Origin of the sequence: Shewanella sp. SM69 (assembly GCF_025653985.1) — a bacterium.
GTDB classification, from domain to species: Bacteria; Pseudomonadota; Gammaproteobacteria; order Enterobacterales; family Shewanellaceae; genus Shewanella; species Shewanella oncorhynchi.
On record NZ_JAKKRV010000005.1, the window covers coordinates 147,277 to 172,707 of the forward strand.

A 25,431-nucleotide genomic window follows, 5' to 3' on the forward strand; every position below is an offset into this window, starting at 1 on the left:
GGTTGAGTGAGCATGGAACTATATAATTTAAAACACCCTTCGCAGAAAGTGAGCTTTAAAGAGGCGGTACAGCTGGGGTTAGGTAAAGACAGAGGTTTGTTCTTTCCTAGTCAAATACCCGTATTAGACGATATTGAAGGGCTGCTGGCGTTACCATTCGTTGAGCGCAGTAAAAAAGTACTCGGCGCATGGCTTGCCTCTGAGTTAGGCCAAGATGCGGTCGATGAATTAGTTGAGCGTGCCTTTAACTTCGATTTACCTTTGGTTGCCGTCGATGAGCAGCGTGCCTGCCTCGAATTGTTCCACGGTCCAACACTGGCGTTTAAAGATTTTGGGGCGCGTTTTATGGCGCAATGTGTCAATGCCTTTGTGGGTGACACGCGTTTAACCATTTTGACTGCGACCTCGGGCGACACTGGCGCAGCGGTTGCCGATGCCTTCTATGGGCTTGAGAAAGTCAATGTGGTGGTGCTCTATCCCAAGGGTAAGATCAGTGATCTGCAGGAAAAGATGTTCACTACGTTGGGCAAAAATATCCATACAGTTGCCGTCTCGTCCGATTTCGATGCCTGCCAAGATCTGGTTAAGCGCGCCTTTGATGATCCCGAAGTCCGCGATGGGCTGAGCTTAAACTCGGCAAATTCTATCAACATCAGCCGGTTACTCGCGCAAATTTGCTATTACTTTGAAGCGGTTGCCCAGTCTAAACAACGGCATGAAGCCGATCCTGTGATTTCAGTGCCAAGTGGTAACTTTGGCAACCTCACCGCAGGTTTATTCGCTAAAGCGATGGGATTACCGGTTAAACGCTTTATTGCCGCGACCAATGCCAACGATACTGTGCCGCGTTATTTAGACAATGGCCAATGGCAGCCCAATCCGACTCAAGCGACTATGTCCAATGCCATGGATGTGAGTGAGCCCAGCAACTGGCCGCGTGTGGAAGCCATTTGTGAGAAATTAGGCTGGCCACTGAGTAGCTTAGTGGGTATTCGCTTATCGGAGGAACAAACGTCACAGGCGCTGGCCGAGTTACACGCTCAAGGTTATGTGTCTGAGCCCCACGCGGCGATTGCGGCTAAGGCCTTATCTTTAACTTTAGTGCCCGATGAAGTGGGCATATTCTTGGGGACGGCGCATCCCGCTAAATTTAAGGATGTTGTGGATAGAGAATTAACGCTTAACTTACCCTTGCCGCCTGAGCTTGAAGCTGTTGCGAGTAAGCCCATCTTATCCGCGGAATTAGCGGCAGATTTTGCTGCATTAAAAGTGCATTTATTCAAAATATTAGCTTAAGGGCTTTAGCCCTACTGATGTCTGCCTAGCAGTGGAATAACATGGCGTAAAAGCAGGAAGGGAGCTTGGCTCCCTTTTTTTACAAGTGTGAGTTTTATGGTGGGGAATTGATGAGCTTGTGTTACCAGTGAACATAAAACAACCCTTAGTTAACTACATGATATTTAATTAATATTTGTAACTTTCTGTATTATCCTTGGTTTCTTATATGTGACATTGTTCACAATTTTATCGGTTGCAATTAGTTATGTTCACCCGCGTGTTTAATCTGTGGGTTAATTGATTTGTCTAAATTTTTTCTGTTAAGTACATGTTTTTGCGTTTTAATATCTGGATGTGCGACCAAGCAGCATGAACTATATCGTCGCATTAACGTGGCCTACGATTTTGAAGTCACCCACTGCGATAGTTTTGCTTTAGTCACTGGGGTGAGCCGCCATGAAAACCGGCTTGATGAAGCTAAAGAGTCCGCCACGGCTCAGGGTGAGGAATTGGGGGGGACACACATAGTTTGGTTACAAGTCGATATGGGGGATCCCACTAAAGTTGTTGCTATTATTTATAAGTGTCTGATTTAAATTTATAAAACTTTATTTTATCTCCTGCGTTCAGGCTTAGCCTTTATCGCAGCATAGTGAGTCGTTTAGATCTCACTCTTGGCTGTTGTGCTTTTTTGTTATAATTCCTCGCCCTTTTTTAGGCTAATTACTGTGATCTCGCCGGTGTTTATGGCGCACTATCTAAGTGACAACTACGCTTACTGAGGTAGAACCCCCTCGCGGAAGTCTGACGCTGAATCGTTATACTTCATCTTAATCAAGAGAGGATCGTCAACTTAAGAGGCAAGTAACTTAGCCTATGCCATGGTTTAAATACGTTCCTGTCTTATTGCTGCTTTTTTTAGTCTTGCCCGCTGTAAGTGCGTCGCAGGTCAATAGTCCTTTACCTTGTAAGAACACGATTAAAGTCGGTTACAACGATTGGCCTCCCTATGCTTGGCAAGATCCTCAAGGAGAAGCACAAGGCTTAGATGTGGATCTGATGCGGGCATTTGCCGTGTATCTTGGTTGTGAAGTTCATTTTATTAATGTGCCCGCTAAGCGCTCGCATCAGATGTTGCGAGCAGGACAGTTAGATGTGTTGATGGGAGCGACTACGACGGATGAACGTCAAAACTATGCTCTTTTTTCAACCTATTACCGGGATGAAGAGCTGCGCTTATTTGTACTCGATGAGCAAAAAGATCAGATTAATATCGATAAATGGGAGGACATTTTTACCCAAAAATTGCGTCTACTTGTCCCTTCTAGCGGTTGGTATGGTGCAGATTATCAAGAATCTCAATATCGATTAGAGCAGGAGCACTTGTTAGTATTAAGTCCAGACTCAGATAAGTCTGTGCAAATGCTTATCTACGGTAGAGGAGATATGATAGTCGGAGATACCTTAGCTATGCCCTATATCGCCAGCCAGCATCAACGCATCAAGCTAGTGCCACTTAAGTTAGTGTTAGATCAAAACCATATTCATTTAATGTTCAGCAAAGCGAGTATGACGCCAAGCCAGTTAGAGCAGTTTAATCATGCTATTAAGGCCTTGATGGATAACGGTGAAATTGCACGAGTGATCAATAAATGGCAACAAATGACACTGGCGAAACAGTCTAATATGAGCCGCCTAAACAGTCCGCTAAAGACGCTGTATGTCAGCCCTTAACATTAGCCATTCACGTTAGCCACTCATGTCCGACTCTGGTATATTTTTATCCTAGTGCAATATGGTAACGCTATGATCTTTGATGTTTTCCTCTAATGAATCCTGTCTTTTATTCAGTTGTTCCTCCGCGATTTAAGATGTGACACATTTGCTAAAACTTCTCTGACTCGAAGTTACTGAACTCTCTATCAAATTCTGCTAGCTTGTTGGGCTCAATTGTCATGCTTTGGACTTGATTGTGGTTTTTTACAAAAGCCCATGGCAAGAATTTCTTCGCTAAATCTGCTAGCAAAATCTCGTAGTAAAGAGTCTATTGCTAAAAATAACAATAGGATAGAGGTCATACATGAAACTTCGCCATTCTGTCGCCTGCTGTATGCTTGCCCTAGGCACATTAACAGCGTTCCAAACCATCGCTGCCGATGCGGTGAGCAATCAAGGTTATTACCGTGCGCCCGCGTTGCACGATCAAACCTTAGTCTTTACTGCAGAAGGGGATTTATGGACTCAGACCTTAGGTCAAAAAGCGGCTACTCGCTTAACGAGTTTACCTGCGGAAGAGCTAGGGGCGACTATTTCGGCCGACGGTAAGTGGGTTGCTTATGTTGCCAACTATGAAGGCGCGAGCGAAGTGTATGTGATCCCCATTACGGGCGGTGTGGCTAAACGGGTGAGTTTTGAGAATAGCCGTGTACGAGTTCAGGGCTGGACTGCCAAAGGTGAGATTTTATATTCCACCGACACGGGCTTTGGTCCTGCTAATAATTGGATGCTGCGCAGCGTCGATCCTCAAACCCTCACCACCACAGATTTACCCTTAGCCGATGCAGTTGAAGGTGTGATTGATGATCGCAACGAATACGTGTACTTCACCCGCTTTGGTCTGCAAGTGACTGGCGATAATGCCAAAGTGTACCGTGGCGGTGCAAAAGGTGAATTATGGCGCTTTAAACTCGGCAGCAAAACCGAAGCACAGTTGCTCAGCGGCCAACACGACGGCTCAGTGCGCCAACCTATGCTATGGCAGGACAGACTCTATTTTATTAGCGACAGCGATGGCAGCGACAACCTCTGGTCGAGTGCGCTCGATGGTTCAGGTGCAAAACAGTTGACTCAATTTAAAGATTGGCAAGTCCGCGGTGCGCGGATGGACCAAGGCAAAGTGGTATTCCAGTTAGGTGCGGACATCCATGTGTTTGATATTGCGGCCGCTAAAGACTCGTTACTCAATATTGAACTCATTTCCGATTTTGCCGAGCGCCGTGAGCATTGGGTAAAAGATCCTATGGATTACGCTTCTTCAACTAATTTGGCCCCCGCTGGCGATAAAGTAGTGATCACCGCCCGCAGCCACGTGGCGATCGCGGGTATTGATGGCTCGCGTTTAGTTCAAGTTGCACTGCCGGGAACTTATCGCGTAAGGGAAGCTGTGTTGAGCCAAGATGGCAAGTCGGTTTATGCGATTAGCGACATGACAGGTCAGCAGGAAATTTGGCAATTCCCTGCTGATGGCAGCAGTGGCGCTAAACAGTTAACCAAAGACAGTCATACTTTAAGAATGAGTCTTAATTTGTCCAGTGACGGTCGATTTATCGCCCATGACGATAACGATGGTAACGTTTGGCTGCTCGACTTAAAGAAAAATACCAATCAAAAAATCATCACTAACGGCGAGGGACTTGGGCCTTACGCCGATATCCGCTGGTCCGGTGACAGCCGTTTTATTGCATTCACTAAGTCGGAAATCGGTAAACAACGTCCGCAAATCGTTCTGTATTCTGTGGATGAAAATAAGGCCGAGACGCTCACCAGCGACAAATACGAGTCCTATTCGCCAACCTTTAGCAGTGACGGCCAGTGGCTATATTTCCTGTCAAACCGCCAATTCAGCGCAACACCAAGTTCACCTTGGGGCGATAGAAACATGGGCCCTGTGTTTGATAAACGCAGCCAAATTTTTGCCATCGCACTGGTCAAAAATGCCAAATTTCCCTTTAGTAAACCCAATGAACTCGAATCGAATCAAGTTGAAAAAACCGATGCTAAGGATAAACCGAGTCCAGTGAAAATCGATTGGGCGGGGATCTCTCAGCGTTTATGGCAAGTGCCTGTCGATTCAGGCAATTACAGTAAGCTGCGCGTCGTCGATGATAGACTTTATTTGTTAGATCAAGCTATTGGCGACGATGTCGCACCTAATTTAATGACCATCAAATTTGACCGATTAAGCCCCAAAGCCGAGGTTTTTGCCGAGGACATTGGCCAATATGAGGTTTCTGCCGATGGTAAGAAGCTGATGCTACGCAAGCACAGTAATGATAAATCACTCCTGATTGTGGACGGCGGTGATAAATTAGGTGATACGGATAATGCCAAAGTGCAAACGGAACAATGGCAGTTAGCGATTTATCCCCAGCTTGAATGGCAACAAATGTTTGAAGATGCTTGGTTGATGCACCGAGAATCTTTCTTCGACAAGAAAATGCGCGGCCTCGATTGGCAAGCCACTAAGGCTAAGTATCAGCCTTTGCTCGACCGCCTGACCGATCGTAACGAACTGAATGACATCTTCATGCAAATGATGGGCGAGTTAGATTCTTTGCACTCACAAGTGCGCGGTGGTGATTTGCCTAAAGATCCCGATGCGGCTAAAGCGGCAAGCCTTGGCGCGCGCCTACAACAAACTGCAGATGGCGTTAAAATCGCGCACATTTACAGTAACGATCCTGAGTTACCGGCTAATGCTTCACCGTTAAATCGTATCGAAGTCGATGCTAAAGAAGGCGATATGCTGTTGGCTATTAATGGCACGCCAGTGGTGAATGTGGCCGACGTCACGCGTCTTCTGCGCAATCAACTGGATAAGCAAGTATTACTACAGCTTAAGCGTGGTAGCCAAACCCATAAAACCATCGTCATGCCCGTTAGCGCTGTGGTGGACAGTCAATTACGTTACTTAGATTGGGTGAGCTATAACGCGGCTGTGGTCGAGGATGCAAGTCAGGGCAAGATGGGTTATTTGCACTTATATGCCATGGGCGGTGGTGATATTGAAAGTTTCGCCCGTGAGTTTTATGCCAACTACGATAAAGAGGGTTTGATTATCGATGTTCGCCGTAACCGCGGTGGCAATATTGACAGTTGGATTATCGAGAAGTTACTACGCCGCGCTTGGGCGTTTTGGCAACCGACCCACGGCACGCCAAACACCAATATGCAACAAACCTTCCGCGGTCATTTAGTGGTGTTAACCGATGAACTGACCTATTCCGACGGCGAAACCTTCTCCGCAGGGATTAAAGCACTCGGTATTGCGCCCTTAATTGGTAAGCAAACGGCAGGTGCGGGTGTGTGGTTATCTGGGCGAAATGCGTTGACCGATAAAGGGATGGCGCGGGTGGCGGAGTATCCACAGTATGCAATGGATGGCCGCTGGGTGCTTGAAGGCCATGGCGTAACGCCGGATATTGAAGTCGATAACTTACCTTTTGCTACCTTTAATGGAAAAGATGCGCAGCTTGAAACTGCAATAAGTTATTTAAAGGATGAGTTGGTTAAACAGCCAATCCCAGCCTTAAAAGTGCAACCTTTGCCTGTAAAAGGTATGGCACAGGATATTAAAGCTAAGTAATTGATATTTAAATTCAGTATTTAACCGAAATTTAAGGTATCTCGGCTAGCATGTCCGCGTACAAAGTTAGGGTGTTGTCTCTTGGTTCCCGAGACAACACCCATTTTTATGCCCATTCATTAATACTTCTATTCCCATTTTTACTTGTTTCCGCATAGGTTTGCATAGTGTTCACTTGCTGTTGTTGGGCAAGGTGATTAACTGTCATTGCTCTCGCGTCTTCGTTATGGCTTAGATAATAGGCCGTTGGCGCTGAAATCCCTTGGCTAGTTCCTGTCGCTAAATTGGTCATGTCGGCGATCACTTGATACTTCATCTTCGCGTGTTTCAATTCGACTAAGGTTTCTATGTTATCCCTCAGTGCTGGCATTTCTGCTGGTTTTTGCGCATTCGCCGCCAATTGTTTTGCATCGTTAGAAAGCGTTACTGTATCAGTTGACGCGGGTGCGCTGGTTTGAACGGCATTGTTAACTTGTGTGAATTCAGCAGTGGAGACATTTTTTTGTGGGCTGACAGACGGGGAATTTCGCAGTGGTTGAATGTGCATCTTTTAACTCCAACAGATGATACCAAGCTAAGATTGGCTTCTATCGTACTGTTTAAAAGCTGGACCTGAGCTGAATAATGGTGAAAAGTTAAACTATGTGGATGGTTAGGTGGTGCGGATAATTCGATGATAGCAATGATTCAGACAGCTATTAAGTTACGGTGCGGCAATAAAAAAGCCCGCTTAAGAAAACCATCAGCGGGCCATAAAGATCTGCTCAAATCCTAAAACTTGATTTGAATATCTGTTGCTAAACTATTAGCGATAAAGCAATTTGCATGTGCTTTCTCGTGAATTTTCTCAAGGGTTTCTTGGCTGACTTCGACCCCTTCAGCAAAAATGACCTTAGGATTAAGCACCATCTTTGTCACGGCCAACTTGCCCGCATCGTTTTTACCTAGCTCTGCAGTGGCATTATCCACATAAGAGGTTACAGGTAAGCGCTTAAGATGTGCAATTGCTAGAAAGGTCAACATATGGCATGAGGATAATGCAGCCAACAGGCTTTCCTCTGGATTGACATTTTGCCCATTGCCTTTGTATTCCGGTGCCGACGAGGCTTGAATCGTCTGGCCGCTGCCAAAGGTAATACTGTGGTCTCGACAAAATTCGCCTTCTTCGGCGGGCGAGGTTTGCCAGTTAACCGTTAAGTTAAAGCCCATTATTTTCTCCTATCTGAAGGACATCAGGGCACTATAGCCTAGCGGTGCTCACTTAGCCATGATCGCCATGTCAGTGTTAGCTGGACATTAGATCCCAGCACTCAGTAATAGAGTGCCAGTGAGCACGCTGCCAGTGACGATTCCTATCGGTAAATGGCGCGGGCTGTAGCTTAACGTTAGGATGACCAGCATTGCCGCGAGGGAAATTATTCCCATAAACAAAATGCTCCCGTAGGCCCAGCCTTGATCGCTCGCGCAGGCACTTAAGCTAAATGCCAGTAGTAACCAAGCAAACAAGGTTAGCAAACGACTTTGCCATTGTGCTGGTGGACGATTGAACACATCCTTGAAGTGACCAAATTTAGCTAAAGCAAACAGGGCGAGGGAAAGATAACTCAAACCTAAGATCCCAAGTAGGGGAATAAGTTCTGGCATCATGATTTGGCTTCCTCCAATGAAGATGACGAGCTAAGGTCGCTGGCAAGGGATGTTTGGGATTCGCTTCTATGTGCATTTTTTGCTTTTTCTGGGCGTTTAGTGGGGGCCTTAGCAATCAAAGTCACTCTTTTACTGGCAAATAGCATAGCGCCACCAAGTAGCACTGCGAGCACGTCAAATCCGACTAAAGCCCATTGATGGGATTGGATATTGTCGATGATATTGCTTGGTGATGTGAAGGCATTGAGCACAGGCAGCGCACAGCACAAAATCCCTGTGAGTCGTAATGCGGTTTGCCACTGGCGACGTGAACGACCCAAGAAAGCCCAAACTCCCATTGCCGCTAACGCGATAAAGAAACTGTGAACTTCCCATTCAGAGCGGCTTGCAAAACTTGTCGATAAGAGACGATTGGCGTAAAAGAAGGCTACAGTGCCTAAGGGTAATCCTAAGATAAACATGAAGTTTAACCCTTCAACTAAACGTAATCCAAAGCTTGGTTTCTCGCCTTTATCGATCAATTTTTGCTGTTTTTGACGTAGACGAATGGCCCACATCAAAGTGCCTGTCGCGATCATAGCGCAGCCTAATAAACCGCAGAAAAAGAATAAAAATCTTAGCAGCGGTGCGGCAAAACGTGCCGTGTGCAGCGACATCATAGTATCGTAAGTCGCGGAGGCTCCAGAGGCTTCGTGCGGGCTGGCATATTTAAGCTCACCATTTACCCCGTTGAATATCAAAATATTGGCTTCATCGGTCACATCTTTACCTGTGTTTTGGTAAAAGGTCACTTGGCTATTTTGATCTTTAGGGTATGACACTATCACTTGCTTAATTGGCGCATCGCCCCATGCGGCTTTCACTTGAGGTAGTAATTGGCTCAGTTGCACCTGTGGCGCACTAATCCCCGCGGCTTTCTCGGTTTGTCTGGCGGGATTAAGTTCTTTTAAAAAAGCTTGGTTATCACCCGAATAGGCGGTATTAACCGTCCATGGGATATAGATAAGCATTAGGGTAATAAGCCCTGTATAAGTGATCATCAAATGGTAGGGCAGGGCGATGACAGAGCTCACATTGTGCGCGTCTAGCCAAGAGCGAGCGCCTTTATCCCGTCTAAAACTGAACAAATCTTTGAAGATCCGTTTGTGGATCACTATGCCACTGATAAGGGCGATCAGCATAAACATAGTGCAAACGCCGACGATATAACGCGCTGTAATAGCGGACATATAGTGCAAGTCAAAGTGCAGACGATAGAAGAAATCACCGCCGCGACTCTCACGCACTTCAGAGATCATGCCGCTGCCATCTGCTAAGGCTACATGTTCTTCAGTCTTGCCACGACGCTGACCTTTTTCAGGTGGCAGTTGCCAGCTAACGCTTTGAAAGGGGGTTCGTTCAGTTGGAAAACCTATCATCCAGCGCTGCGCTGTTGCCGGCGAATGCGCTTCTATGTAACTTTGCCCTTTATCTAATTGGTTTTCGAGGGTATCGGCTTGGTAGTCTTGATAAACCCCTTTGTGTAATTCGGGTTCATTCCAAAGACTGATCTCATGGCGAAAATAGCTCAAGCTACCCGCAAAAAAGATCAACAATAATACCCAACATACCAGCAAGCCTGCCCAGGTATGTAGCCAAGATAAAGTTCTAAAAAATGTCTCTTTCATCTTATTGCCCACATACCTTGATCAATCCAAAACATAACAAACTCACTAAGCCTAAATCTCGCCACGCATGCCAGGTTTTGCGCACACAAAAGGCATAAATAATAGCAATGGCATAAAACAGGAAAGCTAACATATTGGCCGTTATCGTGCTTTCAAAGCGCGGCATAGGTAGCACTAAAGTCAGCAGGCAAGCCAAGGTTGCTGCCGCAACATAACCCGCCACTAGAGCGGCACTCGCACGGGCAAAGACTTTGAAGGCAAACTGCGATTGCTCTTGCTTAAACCATTGCACAATTCCCCGCGAAATCAGCGAGAACGAGCGCATTTGAGTTGTAGAAGATTGCGTTGAGGTTTCAAACGCGGGTGTATTAGACATAAGTGCCACTTCTCATTTCGAGCCAATATGGGTCTGTTATGGCTATCCGTTACTGTTGATTCTGCAAAGTGTGCTTGAGCTTTTTGGCTTAACGACGAATGCATTTCTATAGCAGTAGATAGCTAACCGCGAGAAGTATAACTTAGTTAATTCAAATGATAAACGATATCATTTAGATTCGAATGTGAATCTGTGATCTTAAGCTGATCTGCTTTAGCGAGTGTAGGGTGACGAGTTTAACGTATGTAACGTAACGAGCGCCCTGTCACAATTGTTTGTTTTTATTTGTTGATATGTGTTTAGTGGTTACTGCTTGTTTAGCGTTAGGTTAATTTTTATGCTGCCAATGTGAGCTTTATCAATTTTGATAGACGACGGTTTTGGCAGAATGCGTTATCTTTTTTACCGAGACCTAGCCTGATAACCCTATGCATAAAAATTCTACAAATGGTGAAACACACCTGTCAGATAATGCGATTTTACTATCAACGACGGATCTGAAGGGAAACATTAAATATGTGAATCAGACCTTTTCGCAGATCAGTGGGTTTAGTGTTGCTGAGTTGCAAGGGAATCCACATAACATAGTGCGCCATCAAGATATGCCTGCGGCTGCATTTAAGATCCTCTGGGAGCGAATTAAGCAGGGCAAGCCTTGGATGGGGATAGTTAAAAATCGCACCAAAACGGGCGGCTATTATTGGGTGAATGCCTACGTCGCGCCTGTGTATGAAGATGGTAAAGTTCATGAGTATCAATCTGTTCGTCGCCAAGCTACCCCTGAGCAGATTAAAGCCGCTGAGAGTATTTACCGTGATATTAATCAGGGCAAGCAACCTAAAGTATTGCGTAAAGATAGGTTAGGTTTCAGTGGCAAAATACTGCTGGCCATGTTGGTTTCGATTACGGCTACGGCGATGATTGCCAGTTATTCCCCCATAGTTGCCGCGATGGTAGGGATGAGCCTCGCGTGCCTAGCATGGTATTACCTGATGCAGCCGCTGCAAAAGCTTGTGTCTATGGCAACCAACATTATTGACGATCCCGTCGCTACGGGCGTGTACACCGGCCGCCAAGATGAGATCGGTAAATTAGACCTCGCCCTACGTTTTTTGATCACTGAAATTGGTGGCGTTGTTGGCCGTATGGCTGATTCTGCCAGTGAGATCCAAGCACAAAGTGTCAGCCTTAAACAAACCATTACAAACACTTGGGAGCATGCCGATAGTCAGAGTGAACAAACCACGCAAGCTGCGACTGCGATGGAGCAGATGAGTGCCAGTTTTGCTGAAGTAACGGGAAACATTCATCGCACTGCCTCGGAAATGGTGTCGAGCCATGAGGCGGCTCAACGCGGTCATTCACGTTTAGAAACGGTTATTGATGCGATACATCAGTTAAGTGTACAAGTGAGCCACTTTTCCGATGTTGTACAAGCTATTGAACAAGATAGCAGTGCGATTCACCAAGTGCTCGAAGTCATACGTGCCATTGCCGACCAAACTAACTTATTAGCCTTAAATGCGGCAATTGAAGCGGCGCGGGCTGGGGAGAGTGGTCGTGGTTTTGCCGTGGTGGCCGATGAGGTCAGGCAGTTATCGAGCCGTACTAGCCAATCCACCTCGCAAATTGAGTTAATTGTTAGCCGTTTTAGGGAAAGCACTCAAAGGGCAACCTCGACCATGATGGCAGGGCAGGAGCAGGTAAAACGTTCGGTAAGCTTAGCGCAAGATGCGAGTGTGGCTTTTGGCGAGTTGCTTTCATCTATTTCGCGAATTAATTCTTTGAGTGATGATAATGCGGCGGCGATGACGCAGCAGACTTCGGTGGCCGCAGAAATTAGCCGAGCTATCCATGTGATCAGCGACTTGGCTCAGCAGAGTTTAGAGCAGACGCTCGATGCGGCAGCGCGGGGTGATCAAGTGTCGCGTTTATCGACCAAGACGCATCATTTGTCCCAACAGTTTTGGCAGCAGAGTGTTCAACGTAAATATTAAGCGTATTTACCTTATGTCGTATTGTATTTTGTGATTGATTTATTATTAATGCCTGTTTATAAATCAATCACTTAATCATGTTTTTCTCGCTGTTTTATTTTTGACTTCTTGATGGGGGTCACATTTAGGAGATGCTAATACCTGAGTTGACCGAAATATTTGCCAATAACCCTTGTGTTTTATCCTGCATGCCCCAAGCTCTATTAGTGAAGCAAAAATAAAAGTAATGACACTAAAAGGGACAACCTATGAAAATAAATATTTCTGGTCACCACGTCGATGTTACTGATTCTATTAGAGAAGATGTTAACGAAAAATTTGCAAAAATCGCCACCCATTTCCCCTCTCTGATCGCACTGGACATTATTATTGCGAAAGAGCATGGCGAGTATCAGGTTGAGCTTCGTACGAATTATGAAGGAAGCCGTATTTCTGCTTCAGGTACCGATGAGGTTATGTACCCAGCAATCAAAGCCGCATCGAAAAAATTAGATGCAGCACTTAAGCACCGTAAAGGTCAGCTAAAAGCGGATTTGCATGAAACCCCGAGCTGTACAACGCCAGCTATTGCCCATGAAATTATCCAAGAGATGGATCTTCGTTAGGTTTTAGTCATAACTCATCGCTTTAGATGAGCACAAAAGGGCCTTAAATGGCCCTTTTTGTTGGCAATTTGCTTTTGCAGAATGCTATTAGGTTAGATCAATGCCAGTTGCAATCCCTTGAGCACAGCTTGGGTACGGTCTCGGCAATCGAGTTTAGTGAGTATGTTAGAGACATGATTCTTCACTGTGCCCTCGGCTAAAAATACCGCATTGGCGATTTCCTTGTTGGAGAAGCCGCCCGCCATAAAACTGAGAATTTCCCGCTCCCGTTCCGACAATAATTCATTTCTAGTTACCCCAACGCTAGGTGCAGGTTTAGGCTCACTCATCTGTTTGAGTACCGAAGGCTCTATCAAGTAGCCGCCTTTGGCGACGGTTTCGATGGCGTGCAGTAACTTGTCGAGTGACACGTCCTTGAGCAAAAAGCCGTTGGCTCCCGCCTGCAAACTATTGAGGAATAACTCACTGTCATCGAAGGTGGTTAACATGATGACAGGTAAGCGATTGGCACTTTGCCGTATCTGTTTGAGCATAGCGATACCATCAAGATTTGGCATACGGATATCACTGAGCAGCACATCGACGGGATTGCTGGCAAGCTTTTTGAGTGCATCTTGACCGTCTTCGGCTTGCCATAACACGCGAATGTTGTCGGAAATAGCGAGCAGGCTAGCGATCCCTTGGCGAACCAATTGCTGATCTTCCACTAAACCGACACTGATGATGTTGTTTTGCATATCCATAGCTATTCCAAAGATTTTTTTTATAAAAAGTTAAGCGAGTGCAGGGAGTGTGAGGGTGAGTTGGCAGCCGGACGCCGAGTCATTTGCCCTTAACTCCAATCTGCCATTAAAGGGTTGTAGCCTTTCCTGCATGCCGCCGAGCCCTGTACCGAACTGTCCAGTGCCGAACTGCACTGTACCGTTTAGCCTTGTACCGCTTTTAGCTGATGCGTTTCGCGCGGCTCCCCGTGTTAGCCCAACGCCGTTGTCGCTTAGTTGCAATACCAGCGCGCTTTGGGAGTCTTGCATGCTCAGTTGCAGTTGATTCGCCTTGCCGTGACGTACGGCGTTGCTGATGCCTTCTTGCAGCACTAACAGTAGTGCCTGAGTCAGTTCGGCTGATTGCAGTGGCTTCATCCCTTTGCAGTTAAGAGTCACGCTGGGTAAGCGGGTCATCAGTGCCTCTAAAGGTGGGACTAAATCCAATCCCATTTGCACTCTTTGAGCCCTGACGACGGCGCGAATACTTTCAAGTAGCTCTTTAGCTAAGGATTTACTTTGGTTAACTTGAGGTTTGAGCTCCTCGGGCGCGGTATGGCTTAGTACTTCCAATTGCAGGGAAAGCGCTGTGAGTTGGTGGCCGAGAATGTCGTGCAAATCGCGTGATATCCTTAATCTTTCTTGCTGTTCGCTGGCTTGGCTCAGTAGGGCGCGAGTGGCAATAAGCTGTTGGTTTAGCTGTTCTTGTATCAAACGTGATTTACGTTCAGAAAGCCTTGCTTGGCTACTGCTGTAGGCAAAGAGTTGAAAGCCAAGATAAATCAAAATATTGAACACATTGCTTTGTTCATGCAATTGCCATTTCAGCAGCGCGTAATAAACAAGGTTGGCTAGCAGCAGCTGTGAAATAGCTTGGCGGCGATTGAAAAACTCAGGCAACAGTGACGCCCAAATGACGAAGAGGATAGGCAGTAATGCGTTGTTTGCTGTGAGCATTAAGCTCAACACGATCAACGGCATCGCTAGCGTGGTTATGCGGCGAAGTTGAATATTATTATGCGCAACTTTATCGGTAGCTATCAGTATAAATTGCACTAAATACAACCCATAAAGCGTTGCATTGAGCATGCCTTGCCATGTATGTAATGCGGCTTGATTTATCCCAACCCAAGCCACTAATGCACAAGTGAGCACTCCTGCGGCAATTAACATGTTCTCTTCTTTTGCTAATCGATTTTCTAGCACGAATGACGATTCCTTAATCCAATTCTGCCGACCATTCTAAGGTATCAGCGCCAGATGTCACTATGCCAAAAGTCATCTTGTTAAATTTTTGTTTCATGACTTTTGGCACCTGTTTTTCGTCCTGTGATTTTTTAAGCTAACTCCATCGCAGTCACTTATCAGCGCAAATAACAGGAGTAAGACATGAAACACGTGAACTCGGCTATGACAACACAGGTTCGCCAAGCTAATAAGACGAAAAGGACGTTATCGGCGATTTGGGGCGCAGGCTTAGCTTGCTTACTCTTGTCTGCAGGAAGTATGTCGGCAGGCTCCATGTCCACAGGCAGCCAGACACATACCCTGACTGTCAATATCGATAATATTCAAGTACAAACGGGCGCCTTAATGGTTGAGCTTTACGCCAATGCCGAGGATTACGCCGCAGGCCACAATCCTAGCGCATCTATGATAAAGCCCGTCACTAAGACAGAGCATAGGCTGGTATTTAGCGAACTCGTATATGGCCAATATGCGGTCAAGGTCTTTCACGATGAAAACGGTAATCACAGCTTAGATACCAATATGTTAGGAGTGCCGAGTGAAGGCTATGGCTTTAGCAATAACGCCGGCAGCTTTGGGCCTGCGAGCTTTAAAGACGCCAGCATTAGTTTGCAGGCCGATACTCAAATCACTATACATATTCGCTAAGGGAGGGCTGCACCATGGATAGACGTCAATTTTTAGCAGGCTCTACCGCCCTCATGACGAGTGCTGTTTGGGCAAGTTCGGTTGATAAATTATTGGTGCTGGATAGCGCACAAACGGTCGCACGTGAGCCATGGGCCATAGGTTTTAACGGGGCGCAAGGCGACTATCCGCCACTCACTATGCAGGTTTCGGGCGAGTGGCCAGCGCAGTTGAGTGGGAATCTATATCGTAATGGGCCAGCGAAAATGTCTCGGGCAGGTAAGGCATATCAGCATTGGTTCGATGGCGATGGCATGGTGCAGCAGTTTAGTGTGAGCAATAGGCAAATTCAGCATCAGGCTAAGTTTATCCAAACAAAGAAGTTTAAAGTGGAAGAGGCCGCTGGCGCGTTTAAGTACACGACTGCAGGCACAGTGATCCCCAATGCTTTACCTATTCGAAATAACGACGATTTGAATGTGGCCAATACTAGTTTATTGCCGCGCCACGGCGAGTTGCTCGCTTTATGGGAGGCGGGTTCACCCTATCGACTTGATGCTCAGACCTTAACCACGCTTGGCGTGAAAAGCTTTGGTGACAAATTTAAGGGCTTGCCCTTTTCTGCTCACCCACTCGATGACGGACAAGGTGGACTATGGAATTTTGGCGTCTGGTATGTCGGCGGTGAGAAGCAATTACTTGTGTATCAAGTGGCGCCCGATGACAGCATAGCCAGAATGGAAGTGATTGAATTACCACAGGCGAGTTACTTACATGCCTTCGCGCAGAGTGAGAATAAGCTGGTGTTTTACATTTCATCCTGCGTGTATGAAGAGGGCGAAACTTATATTGATGCTTTTAAATGGCGCCCCGAATTGCCATCGCAATTACTGGTTATCGACAAAGCCGACTTTAAAGCGCGCCAGTTACACCCGCTGCCTGCGGGATTTGTGTTTCACTTTGGTCAAGCCATTGAGAAGAATGACGAACTTTCTGTGCAGCTTTGCCTCTATCCCAATTCAGCTATTTTAACCCAAGGGATGAAGGGGTTACTGACGGGGGAGCGTAAAACTAAGACACCTCATGCAGAGTTAGTGACGATCACAGTACCGCTCACAGTAGCATTTACAGCAGCTAGCAAAGCGCAGTTTGCGGAGACCTTGTCTTTCTCTGCACGTATTAAGCGCAGCGGCGTGATGATGGAGTTCCCCCAGTTTTCGCAGCACATTATGAGTAAGAAACAAACTAGCGGTGAAAAAGCGTTTGCAGAGAAAACAGGTGGGGCTTCGGAGTTTGTTCTGTTATTTGGCGTTGGAGCAAGATCAGATTCAGCTGTTAACTCTGGCTCCAGCTCTAACTTTAAATATGAAGCAGAATCTGACTCTGAATCAGGGCTAAGTAACACTCTGTATTGTATTCATAATGCAAAAGACAGCAGCAAGCACAGTGCGGATACACTTGGCGACGCGAGCTATAGCGCGTTTTATCTTGGCAAAGGCAAGATTGCCGAAGAGCCGCTCTATATCCCCGCCACTGAGCAGCACGAAGCCTATTTACTGATGACTTGGCTCGATTACCATAATGCACAGTCTGGTTTGTCTTTGTTTCGTGCCAGTGATATCAGTGCGGGCCCCATAGCTTCGGCTCAAATGAACAGGGTATTGCCACTAGGGTTTCATGGCTGCTTTATTGAAGCTTAATATTTTGATCTATAAATAAAAAACGCAGCTCTTAGCTGCGTTTTTGTTTCAGGCGAAAGAAACGTTTAGTCATCAATTTCCGCATTGTGATAGACGTTTTGTACGTCGTCACAATCTTCAAGTGCGGCAATAAACTTTTCAAACATAACGACATCTTCACCTTCAACTTTAGTCATGTCCTGCGGTACGAAGGTGATATTGTCAAATTCAAAGTTAACCTCTGGCATCGCTTCGGTCAGCGCTGTTTTGACTTTAAAGTACTCAGTGTGCGGCGCGTAAACTGTGATTAAGCCATCTTCCAGCTCAACATCGCTTACATCAACGTCAGCCATCATCAGCAGTTCTAAAATCGCATCTTCGTCATCACCCGCAAACACGAACACGGCTTGATGATCAAACATGTGGCCAACTGTACCAGGGCCGCCGAGTTTGGCATCGTTTTTCACGAAGGCTTGACGCACTTCGGTGAAGGTACGTTTTACGTTATCGGTTAAGCAGTCAACAATGACCATGCAGTTGCCAGGACCAAAACCTTCGTAACGGGCGGTATCGTAATCTTCACCACCGCCGCCTTTGGCTTTTTCAATTGCGCGTTCAATAACATGCGCAGGCACTTGGTCTTTCTTAGCGCGTTCAATTAAGCGACGCAGTGATAAGTTTCCATCGGGCTCAACGCCGCCTTGCTTAGCGACAACGTAAATCTCTTTACCGTAGCGTGAATAAATGCGGGTTTTTTGACCGGCTGTTTTCGCCATGGATTCTTTCTTGTTTTGATATGCTCTGCCCATCTTGATCTCGTTAGCTCAAAAAAATTGCGCCGATATTAGCAGTTTTCTTGGCATAAGTGCAGTCGTCCCTATGTGATTTATTACCTAGAAGGCGACGGGGCACGCATTTCAGGGCAAAGTTGGTTTTATCAAGGAAGATCCGCTTTTAGATAGGCTAGGACTATATCGCGATAGATTAATACTAATGTCTAATGCCATACGCTCGTGAGACTGTTGATGATAGCTAACTTCTACTTTGTTTATTTAGCGAGATAAATTATCTAGCTTATTCAGAGAAATAGACTAAAACTATAAATCTTGAGCGCTATCATAGTTAGCCCTCCCTCGTCAGTTGTAAGCAATAGCCGCTGTAATTGATACCAACTGAACGAAGGCTAATGATTCGACTCTTAGCATTTCCCTTTCATTTTTACCTTGCGCAGTTACGGGAAGTATATGGAAATACAGCACAAAATTTTAATTTTCATCAGTTTCATACTGGTCACTCTAGGGAGTTTATTACTTGAGGGACTGCATCTTCCGAGTATTGTGCAGGCGTTGATCTTGGGCGTTCTTGCCTGTGGCTTAGTGGTGTGGGTGTGTTTGCGCGCATCTAAGGCTAAGCTCGACACCGATGAGGCAAACATTAAGGCATTACAAGAGCAAAGCATTCCCGCCCACGACATTAGTGTGCAAACCAGCAAAATTGCTATCGGTTCGGCTGAGGTGTCGCATTTTATTGATTTATTGAATAAATCAATTGAATCAAATGGCGAGCATGCCAGTGCCATTGCGGTTGCTGCAGGGCAATTGAGCCACACTACGGCCCAACTTGGTGATAATGCCGCCGATATTTTAGGCCAAGCTCAAGAGGCTGAGCGCGTTAGCGTGCAGGGACGAAGTCAAGCTCAGAAAGGTGTTGCGGCTATTCGTTCACTGAGTACGGATATTGATACTGCCGCTGAGCAAGTGCAGGCGCTTAAATCAAGAGCCGAAGAAATCCAAAAAATTACCGAAGTGATTAACTCCGTTGCCGAGCAAACTAATCTGTTGGCGTTAAATGCGGCCATCGAAGCGGCTCGTGCGGGAGAGCAGGGTCGAGGTTTTGCGGTAGTGGCAGACGAAGTACGCAGCCTTGCGGGTAAAACCGCGGGTGCAACCCAAGATATTGGCAAAATGCTATTAGAAATCCGCAGTGAAACGGATAAAACTTCTGGGCTGATGGAAAGGGTCGTAACGCAAACCGCCGATGTGGTCGCGGCTATGGGCGAGTTAGACGCGCACTTCACTGAGATTTCGGCTTCTGTGACCCAATCGGCCCATGCCTTAGGTGATATGGAAGATTCACTCAAACAATATAACAACACTACTAACGACATTAGCCGCTCGGTGACTCAAATACGTGACTCGTTAAATTCGACGGGTAAACAGAGTCATAGCGTATCCGAGCAGGCCTTTACTTTATCCTTGACCACTGAGGGTATTTTTAAAGCGCTGTCTAAATGGGATACACAAACCTTCGATCAGCAGGTTCTGCAATTGGCGAATGTTGCCGCTAAAGCTTGCGGTGACAAGTTAGCACAAGGTTTAGCCAGTGGCAGTTTTAGCGAGGCTGATTTGTTTAATCCTAAATACCAACCTATTACCAATACTCAGCCGCAGAAATACAGCACGGCTTTCGATCGTTATACCGATCAGCATTTTCCAACAATTCAAGAGCCCATTCTGGCAAAACACAGCGAAATTATTTATGCGGGAGCCGTTGATAGGAAAGGTTATTTTCCGACCCATAATAAACGCTTTAGCCAAGCGCTGACAGGCAAAGTTGAGGTTGATATGGTGCACAACCGAACCAAACGCTTATTTAATGATCCGACAGGGATCCGTTGCGGCGCCCATACTGAACCTGTGCTATTGCAAACTTATAAACGCGATACGGGCGAAGTGATGCACGACTTGTCGGTGCCCATTTTTGTAAACGGTAAACATTGGGGCGGATTTCGAGTGGGATTTAAAGCTAAGTAGATTACTGATAACTCAAATTTAGGTTATTTACTCTAAAAAATGCATAAAAACGCATCTTTATTTGTGTCTTATATGTGATCGATAGTGGGTAATTGATTAACATAATAGAAATAGATTGGCATCTTTTTGCCGAAGTGCTTAAATAGCCCAAGGTGTACAGTATAAGACAGTATTGTATCCAATAAAAAATCATAAAATTTGAATAAGACCTTAAGTAATTGATTTAAAATGTTTAAAATGTCTTTCTGGATATTTTAAAATGTTGAGGACAGGGAGCTCTCTTGCGACGTAAATATAACGCAGTAGATGCTGCTTAATGTGAGTTAAATGTGATGCAAGCAAATCAAGCGACTGTAACTGTTTTATATTATGATGCGCCCGTAGGGTTAATTATGCACAACGCCGTATTAGGTAATTTGCCAGTGAGTGAAGCTGGGCGTGTGATGATACCTGCAAGTTTCCGCAAGGGAAAATCTATCATTGCTGTACTTGAAGGTGAGTGTAAGATATTGAATTCATTAGGCGAGCGAGTGTTTGCTCAAGCTAATATAGGTTAACATTTTAAACTAATCGTCATTCTTGGGACGAATAATTCGCTTTGCTAAATTATCGTCCCGACATCTTCTGCAAAAATTCTATTCAATCCATCTATTTCTATTAATGTTAGCGCTTGTTCGCCTAATCATATTCGGTTAGTCATTCAGATATTTGCTGTCCCACAAATTAACGCACTTTAATGGCAGACTTCTGCCAATAATTGGTCTGCAAGGTACTGTAAGGTTTCGGCATTAGGATGGGTGTGGGCGAAGGTTCTTAAACCATAAATTCCCATCATTAAATATTGGGCTCTTTGCTCGCTGCTGCGATCGCCTTGGAGGAGTCCTTGTAACGTCGCGGTGGCAAATTGTAGTGTGAGTGCTTGCTGCCAAGATTGTAGATACTGATTGATGATGTCCCGGATCTCAACATCTTGCTCTGCAATTTCATTTAACGCTTTTGTCAGTAAGCAAGCTTGGGCGCTATCGCAACTCAGACATTCAATAACGAGATGGTCTAAGTAGGTTTTCAAATTAGTCAGCACATTCTCGCCATTGCCGAATAGATTGTTGAATTGTTCGTTTCTGTCGAGTTGATATTGCTCAATGGCCGCGATTAATAACCCGCGTTTATTGGTGAAGGCACAGTAAATCGACCCCGGATGTAATCCCGTGGCTTGAGTAAGATCTTGCATGCTCGTTTTGGTGTAACCCTTGTGCATGAAGGCGGCCATAGCGCCGCGAAGTACCTGTTCTCGGTCGAACTCTGCATTACGCATCGAATTTCATTCACTTGTATAGAAACGCTTAGGCCAGATTCTACCTAAATTTGAACAAACATTCAAAAATGAACTTGAATGATCGTTCAAATAATAATATCTTGAATGCATATTCAAGAATGGAACTGAGAAAATGACCACACAAACCACGCCAAATTCATTGGTAAATCTGTTCGATACCTACTCACTTAATGACACTATTACCTTAAATAATCGTATTTTAATGGCACCTTTAACCCGTTGTATGGCGGATGCCGATTTAGTGCCGACCGATGATATGGTCGCCTATTATGCACGCCGCGCCGAAGCGGGTTTGATCATCACAGAGGCGACGATTATTCGTCCCGATGCTCAAGGTTATCCAAATACCCCTGGTATTTTTACTCAAGCGCAAATTGCTGGCTGGCGTAAAGTGACCGATGCTGTACATGCCAATGGCGGTAAGATTTTTGTGCAGTTATGGCATACGGGCCGTGTTGCTCATCCACACTTTTTCGGTGGTGGTGATGTGCTTGCGGCATCAGCACAGAAGATTGAAGGCAGCGTGCCAAGAATGCGCGAACTGACATATGTCACGCCAAAACCTGCCACACTTGAGGATATTCAAGGCCTAGTGCGTGATTACGCCAAAGCGGCGGAAAATGCCATTGAAGCTGGGTTTGATGGCGTCGAAATCCATGGTGCAAATGGTTATTTGATTGATACCTTCTTACACCATGACAGCAATCGCCGCACCGATGAATACGGTGGAACACCTGCCAATATGTCCCGTTTTGCGCTTGAGGTTGTCGATGCTGTTGTGGCTCGTATCGGCAAAGACAGAACCGGTTTACGGATTTCTCCAGGGGCTTATTTCAATATGGCGGCAGATAGTCGTGACCGTGAAGTGTTCGATTACTTCTTGCCTGAGCTGGAATCCCGCGATATCGCTTTTGTGCATATTGGGATTTTCGATGACAGCATGGAATTCGACTATCTTGGTGGCAGAGCTTCAAGCTATGTGCGCGCACACTATGGCAAAACCTTAGTGGGTGTTGGAAGCTACAGCGCTGAAACCGCCAGTGAAGCGATTGCGGCGAATAAGTTTGATTTGATTGCTATTGGTCGCCCATTCATTGCTAACCCTGACTATGTTGCTCGCGTGCGTGATGGCGTTGAACTTGTTCCTTACAGCGATGAAATGCTTACAAGCTTAGTGTAATTTCGCTTAATAGCTTTATAAAGAGAGGGTTAGCATTGGCTAACCCTTTTTGTTTATTTTGTCTCGTGCCTTTTATTTAATCCGTTTTAACTAAGGATCTGAGCGCGGTGAGCTTTTGCTGAGCTATGCCAAAAATGCTCTCGGGAGAATATTGCCCTTGGCTAGGTGTGGCCGTTTGCGGCAAACTTCCTGCGGTTTTACCGAGCAGTAACTCCATTGCTTGAGTCACATGGGTAATAGCCCAAATATGGAATTCTCCCTGTGCCATTGCATCGACAATGTCTTTGCGCAGCATAAGGTTGGCCATGTTCGAGGCCGGAATAATCACCCCTTGCTCCGGCGTACGGCCTTTTATTTTGCAGACATCGAAGAAGCCTTCAATTTTTTCATTCACACCGCCAATGGGCTGAGCCTCACCAAATTGGTTCATCGAACCTGTGATGGCAATATCTTGCCTAATTGCTTGCTCGCTAATAGCCGAGATAATAGCGCAGCATTCGGCCATCGATGCGCTGTCACCGTCCACACCGCTGTATGATTGTTCGAAGGTGAGGTAAGTGGTGAGCGGGATTTGCGCCGTCTTACCTAAAACTGAGGCTAAATAAGCGGTTAAGATCAACACGCCCTTAGAATGGATCCGGCCTCCAAGTTTGACTCTGTGCTCGATATCCATCACTTCACCCTTACCAAACGCTGTGGTTGCTGTGATGCGATTGGGCATACCAAACTGATGATCTGAGGTCGAGATGACGGATAAGGCATTGATTTGCCCAACCACTTTGCCCTGAGTGCTAATCAAGGTCGTGCCGTTGGTAAAGCTTTGCATTATGTTATCGTGAAGACGCGAGACTCTTTGCTCTTGATTTCGCAGTGCTTGCTCAACGTGCGGTACTAAAATTTGCTGACTGCCTGCCGATTTAGCGCAGTAGTTTGATTCCCGCAGTAGGTTGGCAATATTGGCCGAGTGTAGCGACAGTTTTTGTTGGTCTTCGGCTTCCCGCGAGCTGTATTCAATGATGCGCGCTATGGCGGCGCGGTCGCAGTGCAGCATGTTGTTGTCGTGAACTATGCTCGAAATAAAGCGGGCATAGTGCGCCTCAGAAGTTGAGGTTCTGTCCATCACATCTTCAAAATCGGCGGTAACGCGGAATAACTCACTGAAGTCAGGATCATAGTGCTGTAACAGCTGATAAGTTTCGTGATCGCCAAACAGAATAATTTTCACATCTAAGGGGATAGGCTCAGGCGCCAATGAAATCGTGCCCGACAGTGACACTTCACGCTCGAGTGAACTTAAATCGAGTTTGCGTGAACGCAGGGCGCGTTTTAACCCGTCCCACACGTAAGGGCGTTCTAACACTTTTACCGCATCCATCAATAACACGCCGCCGTTAGCTTTGTGCAGACTGCCAGAGCGGATAAGTGAGAAGTCGGTGAACACTGTCCCCCTGAAGGTAGCGTTTTCCACATAACCAAATAGGCTGTGATAACTTGGGCTTTCTTCTACGACAATAGGGAATTTTTGAGTCCCTTGAGCGACCAAAACGTTAACTTGGTAGCGGCGGGGCATTTTCTTTTCAAGGGAAGCGTAGGCTAGGCCCAGTTGTTCTTCACTTTCTTCTAAAAAGATATCTAAATTGTCTAAGATATCCGCCTGCATACCGGTTAAGAAAGTCCGTGCTTCGGGCTGGTGCTTGAACTTATCTTTGAGTGGCTTAATAAAATGGATTAATACTTCTTTGGCGACTTGTTCGTCATGCTCTTGCTGCTTGTCGCTGAATTCTTCTTCCCATTCAGTGATTTGGCGAATAATACCCCGTAGTTTAACCTCTAGCCCATTGATATTACTTTCAAATTGACTACGTTCAGTCTCTGTCAATGCTTCGAATGAAGCTTCGTCATGGGGTTCTTCACCATTGAGCGCTACCATTTGATAGTCGCCCTGCATGGTTAAACTGAGGCTGATGCCTTTCTGTTTCGCTTCTTCGGTTAATTCTGTGAGTGCGACTTCTTGCTTCTGTGATAATTGGCTTTTGAGCTTTTCAGTCCGGGCATAATACATTTCATTATCAAAGGCTAAAGGCATAGCTTTGACAAGTTTAAGCATCAACTTTTCGACGGCTTTTTTAAATTCAAGCCCAGTCCCTGCGCTCAGTTTCAGCACTTTAGGGCAACGGGTATCGTCGAAATTAACCACATAGCACCAATCGTACAGGGTATGGTCGTTTGGCTCGTGACGGCTTAGGTAACGCAGCATCATGGTCCGTTTGCCGAGACCGTTCTGACCTATGGCGTAGATGTTGTAACCCTTTTCTTTAATTCCCATTGCAAACTCTACCGCTTGCTGGGCGCGTTCTTGGCCGACAATATCATTGAGAGGTGTGAGTTCTGCTGTCGATTGGCAATCTGTGCTTAATTGGTCGAGTTCGCAAATGCGATATAATTGTTTACTGTTGAGCAGGGTAGCTTGGCTTGATACGACGTCAGTGGGCATAAATATCCTTGGTTTTTCAGCCTTATTATTTCCATTGTAGACAATAAGATAGCATTTTTGTCAATCAAAACTCTGTTATTGCTGATATATGTCTTTAGGGATGGTTTTCTCTCGCTAAGAAAGTGCTGAATTATCGGGGGAAGACTTAATTGATTAAGTCTAACTAATTGTTACTCAATAAACTTATCGCGATACTGACACTAAAATTTTGTGCTAAAGTAGCAAATGCAATGTTAGTTGGATTTACCCGTGCAAGCAGTCTGCTGAGTGTGAGTAAGTTAGTGTGAATTTTGATGGTTTGACCTCTACCACCCTAAAAGGTGGATATGATGGAGTAAGTTTTAGATCCAACCTTAGT

21 protein-coding genes are annotated in these 25,431 nt (G+C 45.8%); 11 read left to right on the forward strand and 10 right to left on the reverse strand.

The window, feature by feature from the left end:
• The first annotated feature begins 12 nt into the window (after positions 1–12).
• From thrC to L5M37_RS09370, 4 genes are all read left to right on the forward strand, one after another.
• A complete protein-coding gene (gene thrC, locus L5M37_RS09355) occupies positions 13–1,296 on the forward strand; it encodes a threonine synthase (RefSeq protein WP_263200229.1) in 1,284 nt (427 codons plus the stop codon).
• A 284-nt stretch (positions 1,297–1,580) separates the two neighbouring features.
• The gene (locus L5M37_RS09360; RefSeq protein ID WP_028760793.1) at positions 1,581–1,874 is read left to right on the forward strand and encodes a hypothetical protein; all 294 of its coding nucleotides are present in this window, start codon (positions 1,581–1,583) and stop codon (positions 1,872–1,874) included.
• A gap of 280 nt (positions 1,875–2,154) precedes the next feature.
• The gene (locus L5M37_RS09365) at positions 2,155–3,012 is read left to right on the forward strand and encodes a substrate-binding periplasmic protein (RefSeq protein WP_263200231.1); all 858 of its coding nucleotides are present in this window, start codon (positions 2,155–2,157) and stop codon (positions 3,010–3,012) included.
• A 346-nt stretch (positions 3,013–3,358) separates the two neighbouring features.
• The gene (locus tag L5M37_RS09370; protein ID WP_263200233.1) at positions 3,359–6,643 is read left to right on the forward strand and encodes a S41 family peptidase; all 3,285 of its coding nucleotides are present in this window, start codon (positions 3,359–3,361) and stop codon (positions 6,641–6,643) included.
• Positions 6,644–6,749: 106 nt separating this feature from the next.
• On the opposite strand, the gene L5M37_RS09375 is transcribed toward L5M37_RS09370, so the two are convergent.
• From L5M37_RS09375 to L5M37_RS09395, 5 genes are all read right to left on the reverse strand, one after another.
• Positions 6,750–7,190, reverse strand: coding sequence for a hypothetical protein (locus L5M37_RS09375; RefSeq protein WP_263200235.1), 441 nt, complete (start codon positions 7,188–7,190; stop codon positions 6,750–6,752).
• A 224-nt stretch (positions 7,191–7,414) separates the two neighbouring features.
• On the reverse strand, positions 7,415–7,852 hold the full coding sequence (locus tag L5M37_RS09380) for an OsmC family protein (protein ID WP_131523019.1): 438 nt from the start codon (positions 7,850–7,852) through the stop codon (positions 7,415–7,417).
• Between the two features lie 87 nt (positions 7,853–7,939).
• A complete protein-coding gene (locus tag L5M37_RS09385) occupies positions 7,940–8,290 on the reverse strand; it encodes a DUF3325 domain-containing protein (protein ID WP_198572115.1) in 351 nt (116 codons plus the stop codon).
• On the reverse strand, positions 8,287–9,957 hold the full coding sequence (locus L5M37_RS09390; RefSeq protein WP_263200237.1) for a PepSY-associated TM helix domain-containing protein: 1,671 nt from the start codon (positions 9,955–9,957) through the stop codon (positions 8,287–8,289). The genes L5M37_RS09385 and L5M37_RS09390 overlap by 4 nt, the downstream gene beginning before the upstream one ends.
• Before the next feature lies 1 nt (position 9,958).
• On the reverse strand, positions 9,959–10,333 hold the full coding sequence (locus tag L5M37_RS09395) for a DUF3649 domain-containing protein (protein WP_212600001.1): 375 nt from the start codon (positions 10,331–10,333) through the stop codon (positions 9,959–9,961).
• A 428-nt stretch (positions 10,334–10,761) separates the two neighbouring features.
• Here L5M37_RS09395 and L5M37_RS09400 point away from each other — a divergent pair, with 428 nt between their 5' ends.
• A complete protein-coding gene (locus tag L5M37_RS09400) occupies positions 10,762–12,330 on the forward strand; it encodes a methyl-accepting chemotaxis protein (RefSeq protein WP_263180822.1) in 1,569 nt (522 codons plus the stop codon).
• Positions 12,331–12,578: 248 nt separating this feature from the next.
• Complete coding sequence (hpf, locus tag L5M37_RS09405) at positions 12,579–12,935, forward strand: ribosome hibernation-promoting factor, HPF/YfiA family (RefSeq protein ID WP_028760784.1); 357 nt, start codon at positions 12,579–12,581, stop codon at positions 12,933–12,935.
• 92 nt (positions 12,936–13,027) lie between these two features.
• Here hpf and L5M37_RS09410 read toward each other — a convergent pair whose 3' ends face one another.
• Complete coding sequence (locus tag L5M37_RS09410) at positions 13,028–13,678, reverse strand: response regulator transcription factor (RefSeq protein WP_173246072.1); 651 nt, start codon at positions 13,676–13,678, stop codon at positions 13,028–13,030.
• 30 nt (positions 13,679–13,708) lie between these two features.
• Positions 13,709–14,902, reverse strand: a complete 1,194-nt coding sequence (locus L5M37_RS09415) for a sensor histidine kinase (RefSeq protein ID WP_263200239.1) — start codon at positions 14,900–14,902, stop codon at positions 13,709–13,711.
• Positions 14,903–15,085: 183 nt separating this feature from the next.
• Between L5M37_RS09415 and L5M37_RS09420 the strand changes: the two genes are divergently transcribed.
• Together L5M37_RS09420 and L5M37_RS09425 are read left to right on the forward strand one after the other, a co-directional pair.
• The gene (locus tag L5M37_RS09420; RefSeq protein ID WP_263200241.1) at positions 15,086–15,592 is read left to right on the forward strand and encodes a DUF2141 domain-containing protein; all 507 of its coding nucleotides are present in this window, start codon (positions 15,086–15,088) and stop codon (positions 15,590–15,592) included.
• Between the two features lie 14 nt (positions 15,593–15,606).
• Positions 15,607–17,271: a carotenoid oxygenase family protein gene (locus L5M37_RS09425; RefSeq protein ID WP_263200242.1), complete on the forward strand. Its 1,665-nt coding sequence runs from the start codon at positions 15,607–15,609 to the stop codon at positions 17,269–17,271.
• Between the two features lie 65 nt (positions 17,272–17,336).
• Here the strand turns inward: L5M37_RS09425 and L5M37_RS09430 are convergent, their stop codons facing one another.
• On the reverse strand, positions 17,337–18,059 hold the full coding sequence (locus L5M37_RS09430) for a YebC/PmpR family DNA-binding transcriptional regulator (protein ID WP_028760779.1): 723 nt from the start codon (positions 18,057–18,059) through the stop codon (positions 17,337–17,339).
• Between the two features lie 435 nt (positions 18,060–18,494).
• Between L5M37_RS09430 and L5M37_RS09435 the strand changes: the two genes are divergently transcribed.
• Complete coding sequence (locus tag L5M37_RS09435; RefSeq protein WP_263146127.1) at positions 18,495–20,063, forward strand: methyl-accepting chemotaxis protein; 1,569 nt, start codon at positions 18,495–18,497, stop codon at positions 20,061–20,063.
• A gap of 332 nt (positions 20,064–20,395) precedes the next feature.
• Positions 20,396–20,620, forward strand: coding sequence for a TIGR02922 family protein (locus tag L5M37_RS09440; RefSeq protein ID WP_028760777.1), 225 nt, complete (start codon positions 20,396–20,398; stop codon positions 20,618–20,620).
• A 176-nt stretch (positions 20,621–20,796) separates the two neighbouring features.
• Here L5M37_RS09440 and L5M37_RS09445 read toward each other — a convergent pair whose 3' ends face one another.
• Positions 20,797–21,378, reverse strand: a complete 582-nt coding sequence (locus L5M37_RS09445) for a TetR/AcrR family transcriptional regulator (protein WP_219250108.1) — start codon at positions 21,376–21,378, stop codon at positions 20,797–20,799.
• Positions 21,379–21,511: 133 nt separating this feature from the next.
• Here L5M37_RS09445 and L5M37_RS09450 point away from each other — a divergent pair, with 133 nt between their 5' ends.
• Positions 21,512–22,579 carry an alkene reductase gene (locus tag L5M37_RS09450; protein WP_028760775.1) on the forward strand — a complete coding sequence of 356 codons (1,068 nt, stop codon included), beginning with the start codon at positions 21,512–21,514 and terminating at the stop codon, positions 22,577–22,579.
• Between the two features lie 76 nt (positions 22,580–22,655).
• On the opposite strand, the gene L5M37_RS09455 is transcribed toward L5M37_RS09450, so the two are convergent.
• Positions 22,656–25,073: a Lon protease family protein gene (locus L5M37_RS09455; RefSeq protein ID WP_263200243.1), complete on the reverse strand. Its 2,418-nt coding sequence runs from the start codon at positions 25,071–25,073 to the stop codon at positions 22,656–22,658.
• Positions 25,074–25,431: the final 358 nt, after the last annotated feature.

Excerpts from the sequence above, each read along its gene's own strand:
- L5M37_RS09445 (WP_219250108.1), bottom strand. The coding sequence starts at position 21,378 with ATGCGTAATGCAGAGTTCGACCGAGAACAGGTACTTCGCGGCGCTATG.
- L5M37_RS09430 (WP_028760779.1), bottom strand. The coding sequence starts at position 18,059 with ATGGGCAGAGCATATCAAAACAAGAAAGAATCCATGGCGAAAACAGCC.
- L5M37_RS09450 (WP_028760775.1), top strand. The coding sequence starts at position 21,512 with ATGACCACACAAACCACGCCAAATTCATTGGTAAATCTGTTCGATACC.
- L5M37_RS09390 (WP_263200237.1), bottom strand. The coding sequence starts at position 9,957 with ATGAAAGAGACATTTTTTAGAACTTTATCTTGGCTACATACCTGGGCA.
- L5M37_RS09395 (WP_212600001.1), bottom strand. The coding sequence starts at position 10,333 with ATGTCTAATACACCCGCGTTTGAAACCTCAACGCAATCTTCTACAACT.
- L5M37_RS09440 (WP_028760777.1), top strand. The coding sequence starts at position 20,396 with ATGCAAGCAAATCAAGCGACTGTAACTGTTTTATATTATGATGCGCCC.
- L5M37_RS09380 (WP_131523019.1), bottom strand. The coding sequence starts at position 7,852 with ATGGGCTTTAACTTAACGGTTAACTGGCAAACCTCGCCCGCCGAAGAA.
- L5M37_RS09370 (WP_263200233.1), top strand. The coding sequence starts at position 3,359 with ATGAAACTTCGCCATTCTGTCGCCTGCTGTATGCTTGCCCTAGGCACA.
- L5M37_RS09455 (WP_263200243.1), bottom strand. The coding sequence starts at position 25,073 with ATGCCCACTGACGTCGTATCAAGCCAAGCTACCCTGCTCAACAGTAAA.
- thrC (WP_263200229.1), top strand. The coding sequence starts at position 13 with ATGGAACTATATAATTTAAAACACCCTTCGCAGAAAGTGAGCTTTAAA.
- L5M37_RS09375 (WP_263200235.1), bottom strand. The coding sequence starts at position 7,190 with ATGCACATTCAACCACTGCGAAATTCCCCGTCTGTCAGCCCACAAAAA.
- hpf (WP_028760784.1), top strand. The coding sequence starts at position 12,579 with ATGAAAATAAATATTTCTGGTCACCACGTCGATGTTACTGATTCTATT.
- L5M37_RS09410 (WP_173246072.1), bottom strand. The coding sequence starts at position 13,678 with ATGGATATGCAAAACAACATCATCAGTGTCGGTTTAGTGGAAGATCAG.
- L5M37_RS09435 (WP_263146127.1), top strand. The coding sequence starts at position 18,495 with ATGGAAATACAGCACAAAATTTTAATTTTCATCAGTTTCATACTGGTC.
- L5M37_RS09425 (WP_263200242.1), top strand. The coding sequence starts at position 15,607 with ATGGATAGACGTCAATTTTTAGCAGGCTCTACCGCCCTCATGACGAGT.
- L5M37_RS09400 (WP_263180822.1), top strand. The coding sequence starts at position 10,762 with ATGCATAAAAATTCTACAAATGGTGAAACACACCTGTCAGATAATGCG.
- L5M37_RS09365 (WP_263200231.1), top strand. The coding sequence starts at position 2,155 with ATGCCATGGTTTAAATACGTTCCTGTCTTATTGCTGCTTTTTTTAGTC.
- L5M37_RS09420 (WP_263200241.1), top strand. The coding sequence starts at position 15,086 with ATGAAACACGTGAACTCGGCTATGACAACACAGGTTCGCCAAGCTAAT.
- L5M37_RS09385 (WP_198572115.1), bottom strand. The coding sequence starts at position 8,290 with ATGATGCCAGAACTTATTCCCCTACTTGGGATCTTAGGTTTGAGTTAT.